Below are 16,833 nucleotides of genomic sequence, written 5' to 3' on the forward strand. Positions count from 1 at the left end.
GCCGGGGAAACCCGGCCTTTGCGTTTGCGCGATTCGCGCGGCCTTCTGAATAACCCAGTTCGGCGCTAAACTTTGCGCCCCGACCTGCACGCCCCATGCGAGGCTCAAGCATGCAGTATCGCGATCTGCGCGACTTTATCCGTGGCCTGGAAGAGCGCGGCGAGCTGAAACGCATCGCCGCCCCGGTGTCCCCGGTGCTGGAGATGACCGAAATCTGCGACCGCACCCTGCGCAAGCAAGGCCCGGCGCTGCTCTTCGAGAACCCCACCGGCTACGACATCCCCGTGCTCGGCAACCTGTTCGGCACGCCGCGCCGCGTGGCCCTCGGCATGGGCGCGGACGACGTCTCCGAACTGCGCGAGATCGGCAAGCTGCTGGCCTTCCTCAAGGAGCCCGAGCCGCCCAAGGGCCTCAAGGACGCCTGGTCCAAGCTGCCGATCTTCAAGAAGGTCATCAGCATGGCGCCCAAGGTGCTCAAGGACGCCCCCTGCCACGACGTGATCGAGGAAGGCGACGACGTCGACCTCGGCAAGCTGCCCATCCAGCACTGCTGGCCGGGCGACGTGGCACCGCTGATCACCTGGGGCCTGACCATCACCCGTGGCCCCAACAAGGAGCGGCAGAACCTCGGCATCTACCGCCAGCAGGTGATCGGCCGCAACAAGGTCATCATGCGCTGGCTCAGCCACCGTGGCGGTGCGCTGGACTACCGCGAGTGGTGCGAGAAGCACCCCGGCCAGCCCTACCCGGTCTGCGTCGCCCTCGGTGCCGACCCGGCCACCATCCTCGGCGCGGTCACCCCGGTGCCGGACACCCTCTCCGAATACGCCTTCGCCGGCCTGCTGCGCGGCCACCGCACCGAACTGGTCAAGGCCATCGGCTCCGACCTGCAGGTGCCGGCCAGTGCCGAGATCGTCCTCGAAGGGGTGATCCACCCCGGCGAGATGGCCGACGAAGGCCCCTACGGCGATCACACCGGCTACTACAACGAGGTGGATCGCTTCCCGGTGTTCACCGTCGAGCGCATCACCCGCCGCCGCGACCCGATCTACCACAGCACCTACACCGGCCGCCCGCCGGACGAGCCGGCCATCCTCGGCGTGGCACTGAACGAAGTCTTCGTGCCGATCCTGCAGAAGCAGTTCCCCGAGATCACCGACTTCTACCTGCCGCCCGAAGGCTGCTCCTACCGCATGGCGGTGGTGACCATGAAGAAGCAGTACCCCGGCCACGCCAAGCGCGTGATGCTCGGCGTCTGGTCCTTCCTGCGGCAGTTCATGTACACCAAGTTCGTCATCGTCACCGACGACGACATCAACGCCCGCGACTGGAACGACGTGATCTGGGCCATCACCACGCGCATGGACCCCAAGCGCGACACGGTGATGATCGACAACACGCCCATCGACTACCTCGACTTCGCCTCGCCGGTTTCCGGCCTGGGCTCGAAGATGGGCCTGGACGCCACCCACAAATGGCCGGGCGAGACCACCCGCGAGTGGGGTCGCGTCATCGTCAAGGACGAGGCGGTGACCCGTCGCGTGGACGAGCTCTGGTCCAGCCTGGGTATCGACTGATGCGGGTCACGCTGCAACCATCCGGCGCGGTGCTGGAGATCCAGGCCGGCGAGAACATCCTCGCCGGCGCCCGTCGTCTCGGCTACGAATGCCCGCAGAGCTGCCGCAACGGCAACTGCCACATCTGTGCCGCCCTGCTGGTGGAAGGCCGGGTGCGCCAGGCCGGCGCCGAACTCGACCACGGCGAACTCTTCACCTGCCTGGCCGAGCCCCTGGAGGATTGCGTGCTGCACTGGGATGGCGTGCTCGCCCCGGGCGAGCTGCCGCTGCGCAAGCTCAATTGCCAGGTCAGTGCCTGCATCGACGCCGGTGGCGACGTCTGGCGTGTGCGCCTGCGTGCCCCGGCCGGCAAGCCGCCGCGCTACCACGCCGGGCAATACCTGCTGGTGGAGCGCGAGGATGGCGAGTCCTCGGCCTTCTCCCTGGCCTCGGCGCCCAGCGAAGGGCGCGACATCGAACTGCACATCCTTGCTCGCGAGCCCAGCGCCCTGGCCCTGCTGGAGCAGTTGCAGCGCACCGGTATCGCCCGGGTCCAGCTGCCCTTCGGCGATACCCACCTTGCCGAGCTGCCCGACGGCCCGCTGGTGCTGATCGCCGCCGGCACCGGCATGGCGCAGATGCACAGCCTGATCGAACACTGCCGCGCCACGGGCTTCCCCCACCCGGTTCACCTGTACTGGGGTGCACGGCGGCCGGAGGACTTCTACGAACTGCCGCACTGGGCGGACTGGCAGGGCCTGGCCAACCTCACCCTGCATCAGGTGGTCAGCGACCAGTGCGGCTGGCAAGGCCGTTGCGGGATGCTGCACGAAGCGGTGAGCGAGGACTTCCCCGACCTCAAGCCGCTGCACGTCTATGCCAGCGGCTCGCCCGCCATGGTCTACGGCACCCTCGACGCCCTGGTGGCGGCGGGGATGGACGCCCACCAGATGCGCGCCGACGTCTTCGCCTACGCCCCGCGCTGAGGGGTGTGCGCCAGTTCCGGTACGGCAGTGCATGATCCGCAGTTGAGCCACACCGCCCGCGCCTGCCCCCGATAACGAGAGGCAGCGCACGGCGGTCGGTGGCGTCGTCCCTAGAATCCGCGACTTTTTTCGTGGACTTCATCGGACGAGCCCCATGGCGTTACCCCTTCCTCCCCTGCGTCTTCCCCGCCACCTGCTGGCCGTTGCCCTCGGCGCCTGCATCGGCGCGCCCGCCTGGGCCACGCCCCTGCCGCCGGTGGAGCTGCCCGGCGCCATCCAGAACGAATTCGTGCGCCTCTACCAGCTGCCCGACGACATGCTGCGCCTGCAGCTGGAGCCGGCCCTGGAAATCTTCCCCGAGTACCGCGAGCAGTTGATCCGCTACCTGGGCGAGGAAGCCGGCCCCGAGCGCCAGTCCCTGCTGGGCGATATCGCCCACGCCACGCCCAAGGAGCGCCTGGCCTGGTTCCGCACCACCCCGGCCAAGGTGACCCTGGCCGTCGCTGCGGTGGGTGCCGTCGCCGTGGCCCGTTCCGGTGGGGGCGGCGGTGGTGGTGGCTCCGGCGCCCCGGCCAGTCCGCCTGCCCAGCAGCCGGCCCCGCAGCCGCCGACCCAGCCGGTACAGCCTCCGGCTCAACCGCCGGTCCAACCGCCGGTACAGCCGCCCGTGCAGCCTCCGGTGCAACCGCCGGTACAGCCGCCCGTGCAGCCACCAGTACAACCGCCTGTGCAGCCTCCGGTCCAACCACCGGTTCAACCCCCCGTCCAGCCAGAGCCTCCGGTCCAGCCGCCCGTGCAACCGCCGGTCAACCCGGTGGACCCGGCGCAGTTCCGCACCGCCGAGTTCCGCGCCACCTGGGGCCTGGGCAGCATCAAGGCCGAGCACGCCTATGCCCGGGGCGCCACTGGTGACGGCGTGACCGTGGCCGTGGTGGACACGGGCGTGGATGTGGACCACCCCGAACTGCGTGATCGCATCGTCGCCGGTGGTGATGTGGTGCGTGCCGGCGGCCCGCGCATGACCGACGGCAATGGCCATGGCACCCACGTTGCAGGCACCATCGCGGCCGCCCGGGATGGCCAGGGCATGCATGGCGTGGCGCCGGACGCCCGCATCCTGCCGGTGAAGTTCCTCGACGACGGTGTGCAGGGCAACGAGACCCTGGGCACCCGCGACGCCTTGCGCCGGCAGGTGGACCTCGGCGCCCGCGTCTCCAACAACAGCTGGGGCGAGCGGACCAACGTCGCCAGCGGTGGCTACCGTTCGCGCACCCTGGCCGACCTCGACGAGAGCCAGCGCACCTACTACCGCGACACCCTCGCGCCGCTCTACCGCGAGGCACAGCGCGCCGGCCTGGTGTTCGTCTTCGCCGCCGGCAACAACGCCACCGGCGACACCGGCCTGGCCGCGCAGCCGAGCCTCTATGCCGCACTGCCGATCCTTGCGCCGGATCTCCAGGGCCAGTGGCTGGCGGTGGTCAACATCCAGGACAACGGCAGCATCTCCGACGGCTCCCACCGCTGTGGTGACGCCCGTGCCTGGTGCCTGGCAGCGCCGGGCAGCTGGGTCTATTCCAGCGTGCCGGGGGGCGGCTACGGCCACATGAGCGGTACCTCCATGGCCGCACCGCACGTGTCCGGCGCTTTGGCGCTGCTGATGGACCTGTTCCCCACCCTCAGTTCCGCCCAGGTCACCCAGCGTGTGCTGGTGTCGGCGGACAAGACCGGCCGATACGCCGATCAGAACGTCTACGGCCAGGGCCTGCTCGACCTCGACGCGGCCAGCAGCCCCATCGGCGGCTTGATGATCAACACCGCCAGCGGCGAGGTGATCGCCCTCGATCGCGCCGGCCTGGCGGAAAGCCCGGCCCTGGGCAATGCCCTGCGCCAGTCCCTGGCCAAGGTCGACCTGGTGCTCAAGGACAGTCTCGACGCGCCCTTCCTCGCCAGCGGCGCCCTGCTCGGCGAACAAGGCGGCAACCGCCAGGCGCGCCTGGACACCGACGCCTATCGCCAACGCCTGGAGGATGAATACCGCATGACCGAGGTCAGCGATGGTCGCGGCCTCAACCTGCGTTTCAGCGAAGGCACCGAGGGCAGCGGCATGCAGTCCCTCGGCCAGGTGCAGGCCTGGCAGCAGCTGGACGACCTGGCCATCAGCGCCAGCCTCAACACCGACCCGTCCTGGAGCCAGGGCCTGACCCGCCTGGACCGGCACCTGGGCCAGGACGGCACCACCCGTGCCTTCGCCAACCCCTACCTGAGCCTGGAGCAACAGGCCAGCGGCGCCGGCCTGCACTGGCAGGCGTCCTCCAGCTGGAGCGGCGGCGTGCAGGTGCAGATGGCCGAGGCCGAGCAGCGCTTCGTCGACCGCTCCGACCATGCCCGCCAGCACAGTGTGCTGGGCGAATGGCGCTATCAGGGCGAGCAGGGCCTGGGCCTCAGCCTGCAGGGCGGCGTGCTGAACGAGCAGCAGCGCCTGCTCGGCAGCCAGGGCGAGCAGTGGCTGGGCAAGGGCAGTACCCGCACCTGGTTCAACGGCCTCAACCTGAGCCTGGCGCTGAACGAGCAGTGGCAGCTGTTCGGCCGCTACAACACCGGCCTCAGCCAGGTCTCCGGCGGGCGTTGGCTGGAATCGGCCAACCTGCGCAGCGACAGCTTCAGCCTCGGCCTGGTGGGCCGGCCGGATAGCCAGTGGCAAGTGGGCGCGCTGGTCTACCAGCCCTTGCGCGTGCGTGGCGGCGACGCCTCCATGCAGCTGCCCACCGGCCTCAATGCCGACAACAGCGTGGCCTGGCGCTCCACCAGCCTGGCGCTGGACGCCGAAGGGCGGCACATGGAATACGAGATGTTCTTCCGCTACGAACTGCCGCGCTGGCCGATGACCTTCAAGGGCAGCCTGCTGCACGTGCGCGATTACCAGAACCAGCCGGGCAACAACGACTCCATGGTGCTGATCAACACCAACCTGCGGTACTGACTCGCAGCTCGCTATGTAGCCCGTAGGATGGGTAGAGCTGTGCGAAACCCATCAAACGACCTTCCCGGCGGGCACCGTGTTTGGGTTGTCCGCATGGGTTTCGCTGCGCTCTACCCATCCTACGGTGCAGTTTTCGGGGGCACGCCAGCTCGCGGAGCGCCGCCCGGCCCATCCACGGGCTGCAGGTCGGGATCACGCCAGCTCGGGGAATTCCGCGCGCAATTCGGCCGCGAGCCAGTCGAGGAACCACTGGATATCGGCGCTGGCCTGCTCGGTGGGCAGCAGCGCCTGGTAGCTCTCCAGTGGCGCCTGCCGCTGCACGGGGCGTACGAGGAGGCCGGCGGCCAGCTCCTGGCTCACCAGCACCTCGTTGGCCAGGGCGATGCCGTGGCCCTTCTCGGCCATGCTCAGGGCGTGGTCGTTGCTTACGTAGAGCACGTCGGAACTGACCCGCATCGTGCAGCCCACCGCCGCGAACCAGGCGTTCCACCACTCGCCGTCGTCCACGTGGATCAGCTTGTGCCGCGCCAGTTCGTCCGGGCCGGCGATGGGGCCGTGGGCGGCGAGGTAGTCCGGCGAGCACACCGGGAACACATTGGGCTGCAGCAGGGTGGCCTGGCACTGCGGATACTGCCCGGGCATACCGTAGACGATGCCCAGGTCGGCGCCCTGGCCGTCCACGGCGGTGAAGGTGGGGTTGGGTTCGATGGCGATCTTCAGCCCCGGCCGCAGCTGGCGCAGCGACTCCATGCGCGGCATCAGCCAGCGCTTGGCGAAGGCCGGCACGGCGAGGATGCGCAACCAGCGGGGTGCGTCGCTGGCCGCCACCTCGGCGCCGGCCTCGGCGATCTGCCGCAGCGCCCGCGACACCTTGGCGTGGTAGCGCCGCCCGGCCTCGGTGAGCACCACGCCACGCGGCGTGCGCTCCAGCAGCTGCACGCCCAGCCAGTCCTCCAGCAAGCGCACATGGCGGCCGATGGCCGGCTGGGTGACATGCAGCGCCCGTGACGCGGCAACGTAGCTGCCGAGGCGTGCGGCCGCTTCGAAGGCGCGCAGGGCGTTGAGCGGCGGCAGGCGTGGTTCGGCCATCACGGGGCTCCTGGCTGTTAATTTTCTTAACAGCCAATGTAAGGAAATTGAAGTTTCCTGTCGCGGGTATTTGGCCGAGTATCCGGCCCAGGCAGCGCCATAACGACAACCAGCGCGCCCGCTCCACCCGCTCGCCACGAGCCCTCAGTCCTGCCCAGAACAACTAGAAGTCCCGCCAGCGGACAACACGCGGCGAGGACACGGAGGTAAGGCCATGAACGCCCTGCATGCAGTGCAGACCGCAGCGGTATCCATCCGCTCGGTACGCAAGGTCTACGGCGATCCGCAATCCGGGCCCGTCGCCCTCAAGCACGTCGACCTGGAAATCCGCGACAACGAGTTCTTCACCCTTCTCGGCCCATCCGGCTGCGGCAAGACCACCCTGCTGCGGATGATCGCCGGCTTCGAATACCCCAGCGCCGGCAGCATCCACCTCTACGGCGAAGACATCGCCGACCTGCCGCCCTACGAGCGCCCGGTCAACACGGTGTTCCAGCACTACGCGCTGTTCCCTCACATGACCATCGCCGAGAACCTCGCCTTCGGCCTCGAATCCCGGCCGCTGGGCAAGAGCATGAGCCGCGCGCAGGTCGCCGAGCGCGTGGCCGAGATGCTCGCCCTGGTGCAGATGGAGCGCTTCGCCGACCGTCGCCCGACGCAGCTTTCCGGCGGCCAGCAGCAACGTGTGGCCCTGGCCCGCGCCCTGGCGCCGCATCCCCGCGTCCTGCTGCTGGACGAGCCGCTCTCGGCCCTCGACCTCAAGCTGCGCCAGGCGATGCGTGAGGAGCTGAAGGCGATCCAGACCAAGACCGGCATCACCTTCATCTTCGTCACCCACGACCAGGAAGAGGCCCTGACCCTGTCCGACCGCATCGCGGTGTTCTCGGAGGGCCAGGTGCAGCAGGTGGGCACCCCGCGGGAAATCTACGAGCGCCCACGCAACCGTTTCGTCGCCGACTTCATCGGCGAAACCAACTTCCTCGATGCCCAGGTGCTCAGCCTCGATGGCACCCAGGCGCTGTGCCAGGGGCCGGGCGGGCAACCGTTCCAGGCCGAATCCGTCGACGGCGTGCTGCCGGGCAGCCGGGTCAGCCTGTCGATCCGCCCCGAGCGCGTGCACCTGGGCGGCGTCGACACCGCCGGCGCGCTGCCCTGCCGGGTGGAGGCGCAGGTGTACCTGGGCACCGACCTGCAGTACCGGGTGAGCCTCGACGACGGCACCCGGCTGACCGTGCGCATGCCCAACAGCCTGGAGCGCCACCAGCGCTTCGGCGTCGGCGAGCGGGCCGCGCTGCAGTTCGAGAACGGCAGCGCCAGCGTCCTGCTGGACTGAGCCCGGAGGCCGACATGCATCGATCGACACTCTCCGGCGCCGCCCTGCACGAGCGCCGGCAATCCCTGCGCAACCTGCTCGGCGTCAGCCCGGCACTCCTGGCCATCGGCCTGTTCCTGATCGTCCCCATCCTGCTGGTGGTCGGTTATTCGCTGATGGAGGCCAACCCCTACGGCGGGGTCGAGCCGGTGTTCAGCACCGAGTCCTACCTGTCGCTGCTGTTCGAGCGGCAACTGGACGACAGCCTGGCCTTCGTCGACTCCTACCTGCTGATCGCCCTGCGCTCCATCGGCATCGCCGCGGCGACCACGCTGGTCACCCTGCTGATCGGCTTCCCGGTGGCGGTGTGGCTGGCCATGCAGCCGCCGCACAAGCGCGGCCTGCTGATCTTCCTCATCACCGTGCCGTTCTGGGCCAACCTGCTGATCCGCACCTACGCCTGGATCCTGCTGCTGCGCGAGACCGGCGTGGTCAACGGCACGCTGATGGGCCTGGGGCTGGTGGACCAGCCGCTGCAGCTGCTCTACACCGACGGCGCGGTGCTGCTGGGGCTGGTGTACACCTATGCGCCCTTCGTGGTGCTGCCCATCTACGCGACCCTGGAGAAGATGGACATGCGCCTGCTGGAGGCGGCCCAGGACCTCTACGCCGGCCGCTGGCGCACCCTGCGCAAGGTGGTGCTGCCCATCGCCCGGCCGGGCATCCTCGCCGGCGCCATCCTCACCTTCGTGCCCTGCCTCGGCGCCATGGTGGCCCCGGAGCTGCTCGGCGGCGGCACGCGGATGATGCTCGGCAACCTGATCTTCCGGCAGTTCAGCGACGCCCGTAACTGGCCCTTCGGCTCTGCCCTGGCGCTGGTGCTGATGGCCGCGGTGATGCTGGTGCTGACCCTCTACGCACTGCGCGCCGAGCGCGTGCGCATCGCCCGGGGAGGTGTGTGATGAACCTGTTCAAGCGCCGCCTCGGCGCCCACCACTTCCCCGGTTTCGGCGGCTTCAGCCTGCTGTTCTATCTCTACCTCTACGCGCCGATCCTGGTGCTGGTGGTGCTGTCGTTCAACGCCAACCAGTCGGCCACGGTCTGGAGCGGCTTCAGCCTCGACTGGTACCGCGCCGCCTTCGCCAACCAGGCGCTGCGCCAGGCCGCCGGCAACAGCCTGCTGATCGCCCTGTGCGCCAGCCTGATCGCCACCGTGATCGCCACCCTGGCGGCTCTGGCCACCTCGCGCGGCGCACGCTTCAAGGGCCTGCGCCTGTCGATGGGGACCATCATGCTGCCGCTGGTGCTGCCCGAGATCGTGGTCGGCGTCGCCACCCTGGCGCTGTTCTCTACCCTCGGCCTGTCCCTGGGCTACGGCAACCTGATCATCGCCCACACGGTGTTCTGCATCCCCTTCGCCTACCTGCCGATCCGCGCGCGCCTCAACGACATGGACCTGTCCCTGGAGCAGGCTGCTGCGGACCTCTACGCCGGGCCCTGGCGCACCCTGCGCAAGGTCACCCTGCCGCTGCTGATGCCGGGGATCTTCTCCGGGCTGATGCTGGCCTTCATCGTCTCGCTGGATAACTTCGTGATCTCGATGATGGTCTCCCAGGCCGGCACCACCACGCTGCCGATCTTCATCTTCGGCCTGCTGCGCATGGGCGTGACGCCCGACGTGAACGCCGTATCGACGCTGATCCTCGGCGTCTCCGTGCTCTTCGTGACCCTGTCCTACCTGCTTGGCAGGCAAAGAACCTGACCCTGGAGAATTGACGCATGAAAAAGCTGATCGCTGTTCTGGGTACCTCGCTGGGCCTCGCCCTGGCGGCCAACGTGCAGGCCGCCGGCACGCTCAACGTCATCAGTTGGAGCGGCTACTTCTCGCCGCAGATCCTGGAGAAGTTCGAGAAGGAAAGCGGCATCAAGGTCACGGTGGACTCCTACGATTCCAACGAGACGCTGCTGGCCAAGCTCAAGCAGGGCGGCGCCGGCTACGACGTCGCCATCCCCTCCCACCAGTTCGTGCCGATCCTCATCCAGGAGCAGCTGCTGGAGCGCTTCGAGCCCGGCAAGGAGGCCTACTACCAGGGCTTCACCGCCAACCTGCAGAAGCCCGCCTGGGACCCGCAGGGCGCCTACGCCGCGCCCTTCATCTGGGGCACCACCAGCGTGGTGGTCAACCGCGAGCGCTACAAGGGCGAGGCGGACAGCTACGCGCTGCTGTTCAAGCCGCCGGCGGAGCTGCAGGGGCGCATCAACATGTTCGACTCGGTCAGCGAGGTGATCGACACCGCCAGCCTCTACCTGGGCATTCCGCTGTGCAGCGAGGACCCCAAGCAGATGCAGCAGGTACTGGCGCTGCTCAAGGAGCAGAAGCCCCACGTGCGCACCTACAGCTCCAAGGCCGGGGCCATCCGCGAGAGCCTGGCGGCCGGCGAGCTGGACATGTCGATGTTCTGGGGCGGTTCCTCGCTGCGCGCACGGGAGATGAAGCCGAGCCTCGAATACCTGTACCCGAAGGAGGGCGTGATGGCCTGGGTGGACAACCTGGTGATCCCCAAGGGCGCGCGCAACCTCGATAACGCCAAGGCCTTCATCGCCTTCCTCAGCCAGCCGGAGAACGCCGCGCTGACGCAGAACTTCCTCAAGCACCAGAGCCCGGTGCAGGGCGTCGAGCCCTACCTCGAGCCGGGCCTCAAGGACGCGCCGGAGCTGCACATCCCCGAGGGCACCAAGGTGGTGTTCAGCCAGACCTGCGGCGCCGGCGCCATCCGCCTGGCCGACCGCCTGTGGACCAACCTGATGCGTTGATGAACACCGCCCCCGCCGGCGCGGGGGCGCATAACCAGAACGAGACGGAACGAGATCACTGCCCATGAGTCATGCAACCCCGATCAGCGAACTGGTGCGGCTGCCGGCCGCCGAGCTGGCCGAGCGCATCCGAACGCGCGATGTGTCCTGCCGCGAGGTGATGCTGGATTACCTGGCCCATATCGAGCGCCTCAACCCGGCGGTCAATGCGCTGGTCAGCCTGCAGCCGGCGGACGCGCTGCTGGCCCAGGCCGACGAGCGCGACGCCGAGCTGGCGCGTGGCACCCACAGGGGCTGGATGCACGGGCTGCCCCATGCGGTGAAGGACCTGTCGGCGGTCAGGGGCATCACCACCACCTACGGCTCGCCGCTGTTCCGCGACCATGTGCCGGCACGTGACGGCATCATGGCCGAGCGCCTGCGCGCCGCCGGGGCGATCTTCATCGGCAAGAGCAACACGCCGGAATTCGGCCTCGGCTCGCAGAGCTACAACCCGCTGTTCGGCGCCACCGGCTGCGCCTTCGACCCGAGCCGCACGGCCGGTGGCAGCAGCGGCGGCGCGGCGGCGGCCCTGGCGCTGCACCTGGTGCCGGTGGCCGATGGCAGCGACATGATGGGCTCGCTGCGCAACCCGGCGGCCTTCAACAACATCATCGGCTTCCGCCCGTCCCAGGGCCGCGTGCCCTTCGACGACAGCGCCGACCTGTTCTTCGACCAGCTCGGCTACGAGGGCCCGATGGGCCGCAGCGTGCGCGACGTGGCCCTGCTGCTCTCGGTGCAGGCCGGCGGCGATGCCCGCGCGCCGCTGTCCATCCCCGGCGATGGCGCGGCCTTCGCCGGCTCGTTGCAGCGCGACTTCAAGGGTGCGCGCCTCGGCTGGCTGGGCGACCTCGACGGCCAGCTGCCGATGCAGCGTGGTGTGCTGGAGCTGTGCCGCACCGCCCTGAAGGATTTCGAGGCGCTGGGCTGCGTGGTGGAGGAGACGAGCCTGGGCTTCCCCCGCGAGCGGCTCTGGGACACCTGGCTGACCCTGCGCCACTGGCTGGTGGCCGGGGGCCTGGGGGCGGCCTATGACGACCCGGCGACCCGCGCGCAGCTCAAGCCGGAAGCCTGTTGGGAAGTGGAGAACGGCCAGCGCCTGACCGGCCAGCAGGTCTACCGCGCCTCGGCCGCCCGCAGCGACTGGTACCGCGCCATCAGCCGGCTGTTCGAGCGCTTCGACTACCTGCTGCTGCCCAGCGCCCAGGTGTTCCCCTTCGACAAGACGCTGCACTGGCCGCAGGCGATCGAAGGCGTGGCGATGGACACCTACCACCGCTGGATGGAAGTGGTGATCCCCGGAACCCTGTCGGGCTGCCCGGTGGCCAACGTGCAGGCGGGGTTCAACGATGACGGCCTGCCCATGGGGCTGCAGATCATCGGCCCGCACCAGAAGGACATGGCGGTGCTGCAACTGGCCCACGCCTACGAGCAGGCCAGCGACTGGTTCCGTCGTCGTCCGGCACCGCTGCTGGCGGCCGGGTAAGGCACCCGGAAAGAAAAGGGCCCGCCCCCGTTTCGTGGCGGGGGCGGGCCCAGTACTGCTCGTCGAACTAGCGGACCTTCACGACGACCTTGCCGACAGCCTTGCGCTGGCCGAGGGCGTTGATGGCGTCGGCGGATTTCTCCAGGGGGAACACCTGGGAGACCAGCGGCTTGAGCTTGCCTTCGGCGTGCCAGGCGAACAGCTGCTGGAAGTTGGCCAGGTTGTCCTGGGGCTGGCGCTGGGCGAAGGAGCCCCAGAACACACCCACCACCGCAGCACCCTTGAGCAGGGTGAGGTTCACCGGCAGCTCGGGGATGCGGCCGCTGGCGAAGCCGACCACCAGCAGGCGGCCGTTCCAGGCGATGGAGCGGATGGCCTCGTCGAACAGGTCGCCGCCCACCGGGTCGTAGATCACGTCCGCGCCCTGGCCACCGGTGAGTTCCTTGACCTTCTCCTTGAGGCTCGACTCGCTGTAGTTGATCAGCTCGTCGGCACCGGCGGCCTTGGCCACCTCCAGCTTCTCGGCGCTGCTGGCCGCGGCGATCACCTTGGCACCCATGGCCTTGCCGATCTCCACCGCCGCCAGGCCGACGCCACCGGAGGCGCCCAGCACCAGCAGGGTTTCACCCGGCTGCAGGTTGGCGCGCTGCTTGAGGGCGTGCATGGAGGTGCCGTAGGTCATGCCGAAGGCGGCGGCGGAATTGAAGTCGATGCCCTTGGGGATCGGCATCACGTTGTAGCCGGGCACGGCCACCTGCTCGGCGAAGCTGCCCCAGCCGGTCAGCGCCATGACCCGGTCGCCGGGCTTGAGGTGGGTGATCTTCTCGCCCACTGCGGCGACGGTGCCGGCGGCCTCGCCACCCGGGGAGAAGGGGAAGGGCGGCTTGAACTGGTATTTGCCCTCGATGATCAGCGTATCGGGGAAGTTGACCCCGGCGGCATGCACGTCGATCAGCACTTCGTTCTTCTTCGGCTCGGGGCTGGCAACCTCTTCGAGCACCAGGGTTTCGGCTGGGCCGAAGGCTTTGCACAGGACGGCTTTCATGGACGCTTCCTCAACGTGGATGCCGGCGCGAAGGGCGCGGCAGGTTGGCCTGATGGCTTGGCAGTGTAGGTAGCCCGCCCGGTGGGTCAACGAGCATGGCCTGGCCTGATAGCCGTGCATAAGCGTCGGGCTTGGGCCGGCGAGCAGGTCTGGCTATGCTAGTCGCACGCTTATCCAGGAATCACACCCGTGAAAACCACCCTCGCACTGCTGCTGGCCCTGCTCATCCCCTTTGCCGCCCTGGCCAACGAGGAGAAGGAAGAACCCAAGGAGGGCGAAGCCCCGAAGATCGCCTACGTCGGCCTGACGCCGGCGCTGGTGGGCAACTACGGGGCGGGCCCCAAGCTGAAGTACTACAAGGCCGACATTGCCCTGCAGGTGGCGGGTGCGGACGCGGCCAAGTCGGTGGAATACCACGAGCCGCTGATCCGCAATCAGCTGGTGATGCTCTTCTCCCAGCAGACCGACGACAGCCTGGCCACGCCGGACAGCAAGGAGAAGCTGCGCCAGGAAGCGCTCAAGCAGGTGCAGCAGGTGCTGCAGCAGGAAGAGGGCAAGCCCCTGGTGGACGACCTGCTGTTCAACAACCTGATCATCCAGCCCTGAGCTGACTGGGCTCGCGCTCAGCGCAGCGCGAGCACCGTCTGCCATTCCTCGTCGCGCACCGGCATCACCGAGAGGCGCGACCCCTTCTGCACCAGCGGCATCGCTTCCAGTGCCGCTTGCGCCTTCAGCGTCGCCAGCGGGATGACCCTGGGGAACGCCTCGACGAACTCGACGTCCAGGGCGCTCCAGGGGTTCTTCTCGTGGCTGGCCTTGGCGTCGAAGTAGTGGCTTTTCGGGTCCAGGGCCGTCGGGTCCGGGTAGGTGGCGCCGACGATGCGGGCGATCCCGGCGATGCCCGGTTCCGGGCAGCTGGAGTGGTAGAAGAAGAACAATTCGCCCTCCTGCATGGCACGCATGAAGTTGCGCGCCTGGTAATTGCGCACCCCGTCCCAGCGTGCGCGACCCAGTCGCTGCAGGTCATGGATCGACAGTTCGTCGGGTTCCGATTTCATCAACCAATAAGGCATGAACTTTGCTCCTGCCGTCCGGTCCTTGTCGCGGACGAAAAATCACCAACGGGCCGACGGTCGGCTGGCGTCATAAATTGCGTGTTCTCCATCGTTGCCGGAGAATGCCGCACTTTAAGCCGGATGCCGCCAGGCAGCCCATAATTAAAAGCACCCGCCGCAAGTCATCGCGGCACGTTTGCCTTGAAGGGGGAGGCAATCCGATGAAACGCAAACCCGATCTTCTCTGGGTACTGGTCATACTCTTCGGCCTGGGCGTGGTTACCACGGGTTACACCCAAAGCCTGTGGGAACAGCGCCAAGGCGCGCCGGTCAGCATCCAGCAGCCCTGATTTCCGAGGGCGCCGCAAGGAACGCGGCGCCGCTTCAGTTTCCGCGATACCAATCCCCGTCCGTCACCGTCGCCTGCAGGCGCACATCCCAGCTGGCCAACGGCAAGCGATCCACCTTCTGGCATTCATGGGCCAGCCCCAGCAGCGTCGGCTTCTGCCAATTTTTGCGCCGCGCGCGGTACGCCAGGCTGCGGTCATAGAAACCGCCCCCCATTCCCAGGCGCCCGCCTTCCTCGTCGAAACCCACCAGCGGCAGCAGCACCAGGTCGAGTGTCCAGACCGGCCGTTGCTGCGACTGATTGGCGCGGGGTTCGAGGATGCGGAAGCGATTGCGCACCAGGCGCTCGCCCGGGCGCAGGCGCTGGAACACCATGCGCGTTGGCGGCCAGGCCTTGAGCACCGGCAGGTAGGTGGCCTTGCCGCGCTTCTGGGCCTCGCGCAGCAACGGGCGCGGGTCGATCTCGCCGTCGGCCGGCAGGTACAGCGCCACATGGCGCGCACGGCGGAACAGCGGATGCTGGGCCAGTTGGCGGTAGAGGTCGCGGGCGGCGCGTTGCTGTTCGAGGGGGGAAAGCGTGCGGCGTGTCTGCCTGAGTAGGCGCCGCAGGGCCGGGCGGGAGAGAGTGCCGGCGCTGATCATGAAGGGTACGACTCCCCGGTTATGCCGCTGTCGGTTTAGCCCTTGAACCCGAAAGTTCAAGGTGGAGGTTGCAGGAGGCGTTAAGGCTTTCCGTCAGGCGGACATGCACACCGGCCCCACTTACAACCCCCGTGGTTGTGCGTATCGGCTCAGGGACATCACCGACTGGCAAACACACCAGGGAGCTGCCGGCGAGTATACCCCAACAGAAGGCTCTGGCGTCAGGCTTCGTGTCCATCCGGATCAGCGGCGAGCGCATGATCGACACGCTCCAGCAGGTCACGCACCCGCTCGCGGGTCGAGGTCGCTTCCTGGTCGAGGCGTTCCTGCTTGTGCAGCAGTTCGTGGGTGATGTTGAGAGCCGCCATCACGGCGACGCGGTCGGCGCCGATGACCTTGCCGCTGGTGCGGATCTCGCGCATCTTGCCGTCCAGGTAGCGGGCTGCGCTCTCCAGGTTGGCGCGCTCGTCCGAAGGACAGGCGATGCAATATTCCTTGTCGAGGATATGGACAGTGACGGTGTTCGGCTGGGTCATGAATCCTGCTCCAGGGCTTTCAGGCGCGAAATCATCGCTTCGACCTTCTGCCGGGCCATTTCGTTCTTTTCGATCAGATGGGCGCGTTCTTCTTTCCAGGCCTTTTCAGCCGCTAGCAGTTGCCGGTTTTGCGACTTGAGCTGCCCCACGCGCTGGATCAGGAGCTCCAGCTTGGCGGTGAGGGCTTGCAGTTCCGCGTCTTCCATGGGCTCTCTACTTCGCGATGAAGGATCGGACTATATAGGAACGGCCCGATCCAGGGTCAAACCCGTCGGCGGCGGTCGATGGTCTTGGCGCGCATGCCGATGCTAGGATACGAGGCCGTCATTCTAGTGATTGCGCCCTCTGGCGCCTAGCCACCCATGCCCAGTTCCAATTCCCCGTATTCCGCTTTCGCCGCCCTGATCGCCACCAGCGGTCAGCCCGTCTCCCCTGCCGAGCTCCATGGCCTTCTGCTGGGGCGCAGCTGCGCCGGCGCCGGCTTCGATCCCGAGCCCTGGCTGGAGGATGCCGCCGAGCTGCTCGGCGCTGAGCCACAGGACAACCTGCGCCAGGCCCTGATCGGCCTGCAGGAGATGGTCAAGGGTGAACTCACCGGCACCGAGATGGCCGTCGTGCTGCTGCTGCCCGATGACGAAACGCCGCTGGGCGAGCGTGCCGCCGCCCTTGGCCAATGGTGCCAGGGCTTCCTCGGCGGCTTCGGCCTGACCGCTCGCGAAGGCGCGCTGTCCGGCGAGGCGGTCGAAGTGCTTCAGGACCTCGCCTCCATCGCCCAGGTGCAAAGCGCCCTGGAAGATTCTGAGGACGGCGAGACCGACTACATGGAAGTGATGGAGTACCTGCGTGTGGCGCCCCTGCTGCTGTTCAGCGAGTGTGCCCGCAAGCCCGCGCCGGTGGCTCCAGCGCCGAAAACCTCTCTGCATTGAACCCGCGTCACGGGCGCAT

At 68.1% G+C, this 16,833-nt stretch carries 17 protein-coding genes and 1 other RNA gene; 11 read left to right on the forward strand and 7 right to left on the reverse strand.

The genetic code is table 11. The annotated features are described in order from the left end of the window. The first annotated feature begins 110 nt into the window (after positions 1 to 110). The 3 genes from ubiD to OEJ36_RS03395 all read left to right on the forward strand — a co-directional run bounded on the left by ubiD (position 111) and on the right by OEJ36_RS03395 (position 5,522). Positions 111 to 1,577, forward strand: a complete 1,467-nt coding sequence (gene ubiD / locus OEJ36_RS03385; RefSeq protein ID WP_263400378.1) for a 4-hydroxy-3-polyprenylbenzoate decarboxylase — start codon at positions 111 to 113, stop codon at positions 1,575 to 1,577. Further along, positions 1,577 to 2,542, forward strand: coding sequence for a CDP-6-deoxy-delta-3,4-glucoseen reductase (locus OEJ36_RS03390; protein ID WP_263400379.1), 966 nt, complete (start codon positions 1,577 to 1,579; stop codon positions 2,540 to 2,542). The genes ubiD and OEJ36_RS03390 overlap by 1 nt, the downstream gene beginning before the upstream one ends. A 154-nt stretch (positions 2,543 to 2,696) precedes the next feature. Continuing rightward, on the forward strand, positions 2,697 to 5,522 hold the full coding sequence (locus tag OEJ36_RS03395) for a S8 family serine peptidase (RefSeq protein ID WP_263400380.1): 2,826 nt from the start codon (positions 2,697 to 2,699) through the stop codon (positions 5,520 to 5,522). Positions 5,523 to 5,714: 192 nt separating this feature from the next. On the opposite strand, the gene OEJ36_RS03400 is transcribed toward OEJ36_RS03395, so the two are convergent. Next, positions 5,715 to 6,611: a LysR substrate-binding domain-containing protein gene (locus tag OEJ36_RS03400; RefSeq protein WP_263400381.1), complete on the reverse strand. Its 897-nt coding sequence runs from the start codon at positions 6,609 to 6,611 to the stop codon at positions 5,715 to 5,717. A 214-nt stretch (positions 6,612 to 6,825) separates the two neighbouring features. Here OEJ36_RS03400 and OEJ36_RS03405 point away from each other — a divergent pair, with 214 nt between their 5' ends. From OEJ36_RS03405 to OEJ36_RS03425, 5 genes are all read left to right on the forward strand, one after another. Next, positions 6,826 to 7,944 (forward strand): ABC transporter ATP-binding protein, encoded by a 1,119-nt coding sequence (locus OEJ36_RS03405; protein WP_263400382.1) that lies wholly within the window; start codon positions 6,826 to 6,828, stop codon positions 7,942 to 7,944. A gap of 14 nt (positions 7,945 to 7,958) precedes the next feature. Then, positions 7,959 to 8,885 carry an ABC transporter permease gene (locus tag OEJ36_RS03410; RefSeq protein WP_263400383.1) on the forward strand — a complete coding sequence of 309 codons (927 nt, stop codon included), beginning with the start codon at positions 7,959 to 7,961 and terminating at the stop codon, positions 8,883 to 8,885. Then, positions 8,885 to 9,685, forward strand: a complete 801-nt coding sequence (locus OEJ36_RS03415; RefSeq protein WP_263400384.1) for an ABC transporter permease — start codon at positions 8,885 to 8,887, stop codon at positions 9,683 to 9,685. The genes OEJ36_RS03410 and OEJ36_RS03415 overlap by 1 nt, the downstream gene beginning before the upstream one ends. 17 nt (positions 9,686 to 9,702) lie before the next feature. Then, on the forward strand, positions 9,703 to 10,737 hold the full coding sequence (locus OEJ36_RS03420) for an extracellular solute-binding protein (RefSeq protein ID WP_263400385.1): 1,035 nt from the start codon (positions 9,703 to 9,705) through the stop codon (positions 10,735 to 10,737). Between the two features lie 64 nt (positions 10,738 to 10,801). After that, positions 10,802 to 12,262, forward strand: a complete 1,461-nt coding sequence (locus OEJ36_RS03425; RefSeq protein WP_263400386.1) for an amidase — start codon at positions 10,802 to 10,804, stop codon at positions 12,260 to 12,262. Positions 12,263 to 12,329: 67 nt separating this feature from the next. Here OEJ36_RS03425 and OEJ36_RS03430 read toward each other — a convergent pair whose 3' ends face one another. Beyond that, entirely contained in the window at positions 12,330 to 13,307 is a 978-nt protein-coding gene (locus OEJ36_RS03430) for an NADPH:quinone oxidoreductase family protein (protein ID WP_263400387.1), read from the reverse strand. A gap of 189 nt (positions 13,308 to 13,496) precedes the next feature. Between OEJ36_RS03430 and OEJ36_RS03435 the strand changes: the two genes are divergently transcribed. After that, the gene (locus OEJ36_RS03435) at positions 13,497 to 13,913 is read left to right on the forward strand and encodes a flagellar basal body-associated FliL family protein (RefSeq protein WP_263400388.1); all 417 of its coding nucleotides are present in this window, start codon (positions 13,497 to 13,499) and stop codon (positions 13,911 to 13,913) included. Between the two features lie 17 nt (positions 13,914 to 13,930). Here OEJ36_RS03435 and OEJ36_RS03440 read toward each other — a convergent pair whose 3' ends face one another. Continuing rightward, positions 13,931 to 14,380: an EVE domain-containing protein gene (locus OEJ36_RS03440; RefSeq protein WP_263400389.1), complete on the reverse strand. Its 450-nt coding sequence runs from the start codon at positions 14,378 to 14,380 to the stop codon at positions 13,931 to 13,933. Between the two features lie 203 nt (positions 14,381 to 14,583). Here OEJ36_RS03440 and OEJ36_RS03445 point away from each other — a divergent pair, with 203 nt between their 5' ends. After that, positions 14,584 to 14,712, forward strand: coding sequence for a hypothetical protein (locus OEJ36_RS03445; RefSeq protein ID WP_021218212.1), 129 nt, complete (start codon positions 14,584 to 14,586; stop codon positions 14,710 to 14,712). Between the two features lie 34 nt (positions 14,713 to 14,746). On the opposite strand, the gene OEJ36_RS03450 is transcribed toward OEJ36_RS03445, so the two are convergent. The 4 genes from OEJ36_RS03450 to OEJ36_RS03465 form a co-directional block, all read right to left on the reverse strand. Further along, positions 14,747 to 15,352, reverse strand: coding sequence for a 5-formyltetrahydrofolate cyclo-ligase (locus tag OEJ36_RS03450; protein WP_043244233.1), 606 nt, complete (start codon positions 15,350 to 15,352; stop codon positions 14,747 to 14,749). A gap of 8 nt (positions 15,353 to 15,360) precedes the next feature. Continuing rightward, positions 15,361 to 15,539, reverse strand: a non-coding RNA gene (ssrS, locus tag OEJ36_RS03455) — 6S RNA. A 34-nt stretch (positions 15,540 to 15,573) separates the two neighbouring features. After that, the gene (locus OEJ36_RS03460; protein ID WP_111261123.1) at positions 15,574 to 15,888 is read right to left on the reverse strand and encodes a cell division protein ZapA; all 315 of its coding nucleotides are present in this window, start codon (positions 15,886 to 15,888) and stop codon (positions 15,574 to 15,576) included. Next, the gene (locus tag OEJ36_RS03465) at positions 15,885 to 16,094 is read right to left on the reverse strand and encodes a TIGR02449 family protein (RefSeq protein ID WP_184488301.1); all 210 of its coding nucleotides are present in this window, start codon (positions 16,092 to 16,094) and stop codon (positions 15,885 to 15,887) included. The genes OEJ36_RS03460 and OEJ36_RS03465 overlap by 4 nt, the downstream gene beginning before the upstream one ends. A 156-nt stretch (positions 16,095 to 16,250) precedes the next feature. On the opposite strand from OEJ36_RS03465, the gene OEJ36_RS03470 reads away from it, so the two are divergent. Continuing rightward, entirely contained in the window at positions 16,251 to 16,814 is a 564-nt protein-coding gene (locus tag OEJ36_RS03470) for a YecA family protein (RefSeq protein WP_263400390.1), read from the forward strand. The last annotated feature ends 19 nt before the right edge of the window (positions 16,815 to 16,833 follow it).

The organism is Pseudomonas sp. PDM13 (assembly GCF_025685765.1).
GTDB classification, from domain to species: Bacteria; Pseudomonadota; Gammaproteobacteria; order Pseudomonadales; family Pseudomonadaceae; genus Metapseudomonas; species Metapseudomonas solani.

What these genes read in the sequence shown, in the direction of transcription:
- OEJ36_RS03465 (WP_184488301.1), bottom strand. Translation starts at nt 16,094, where the DNA reads ATGGAAGACGCGGAACTGCAAGCCCTCACCGCCAAGCTGGAGCTCCTG.
- OEJ36_RS03410 (WP_263400383.1), top strand. Translation starts at nt 7,959, where the DNA reads ATGCATCGATCGACACTCTCCGGCGCCGCCCTGCACGAGCGCCGGCAA.
- OEJ36_RS03430 (WP_263400387.1), bottom strand. Translation starts at nt 13,307, where the DNA reads ATGAAAGCCGTCCTGTGCAAAGCCTTCGGCCCAGCCGAAACCCTGGTG.
- ubiD (WP_263400378.1), top strand. Translation starts at nt 111, where the DNA reads ATGCAGTATCGCGATCTGCGCGACTTTATCCGTGGCCTGGAAGAGCGC.
- OEJ36_RS03450 (WP_043244233.1), bottom strand. Translation starts at nt 15,352, where the DNA reads ATGATCAGCGCCGGCACTCTCTCCCGCCCGGCCCTGCGGCGCCTACTC.
- OEJ36_RS03405 (WP_263400382.1), top strand. Translation starts at nt 6,826, where the DNA reads ATGAACGCCCTGCATGCAGTGCAGACCGCAGCGGTATCCATCCGCTCG.
- OEJ36_RS03400 (WP_263400381.1), bottom strand. Translation starts at nt 6,611, where the DNA reads ATGGCCGAACCACGCCTGCCGCCGCTCAACGCCCTGCGCGCCTTCGAA.
- OEJ36_RS03460 (WP_111261123.1), bottom strand. Translation starts at nt 15,888, where the DNA reads ATGACCCAGCCGAACACCGTCACTGTCCATATCCTCGACAAGGAATAT.
- OEJ36_RS03390 (WP_263400379.1), top strand. Translation starts at nt 1,577, where the DNA reads ATGCGGGTCACGCTGCAACCATCCGGCGCGGTGCTGGAGATCCAGGCC.
- OEJ36_RS03470 (WP_263400390.1), top strand. Translation starts at nt 16,251, where the DNA reads ATGCCCAGTTCCAATTCCCCGTATTCCGCTTTCGCCGCCCTGATCGCC.
- OEJ36_RS03445 (WP_021218212.1), top strand. Translation starts at nt 14,584, where the DNA reads ATGAAACGCAAACCCGATCTTCTCTGGGTACTGGTCATACTCTTCGGC.
- OEJ36_RS03440 (WP_263400389.1), bottom strand. Translation starts at nt 14,380, where the DNA reads ATGCCTTATTGGTTGATGAAATCGGAACCCGACGAACTGTCGATCCAT.
- OEJ36_RS03420 (WP_263400385.1), top strand. Translation starts at nt 9,703, where the DNA reads ATGAAAAAGCTGATCGCTGTTCTGGGTACCTCGCTGGGCCTCGCCCTG.
- OEJ36_RS03425 (WP_263400386.1), top strand. Translation starts at nt 10,802, where the DNA reads ATGAGTCATGCAACCCCGATCAGCGAACTGGTGCGGCTGCCGGCCGCC.
- OEJ36_RS03395 (WP_263400380.1), top strand. Translation starts at nt 2,697, where the DNA reads ATGGCGTTACCCCTTCCTCCCCTGCGTCTTCCCCGCCACCTGCTGGCC.
- OEJ36_RS03415 (WP_263400384.1), top strand. Translation starts at nt 8,885, where the DNA reads ATGAACCTGTTCAAGCGCCGCCTCGGCGCCCACCACTTCCCCGGTTTC.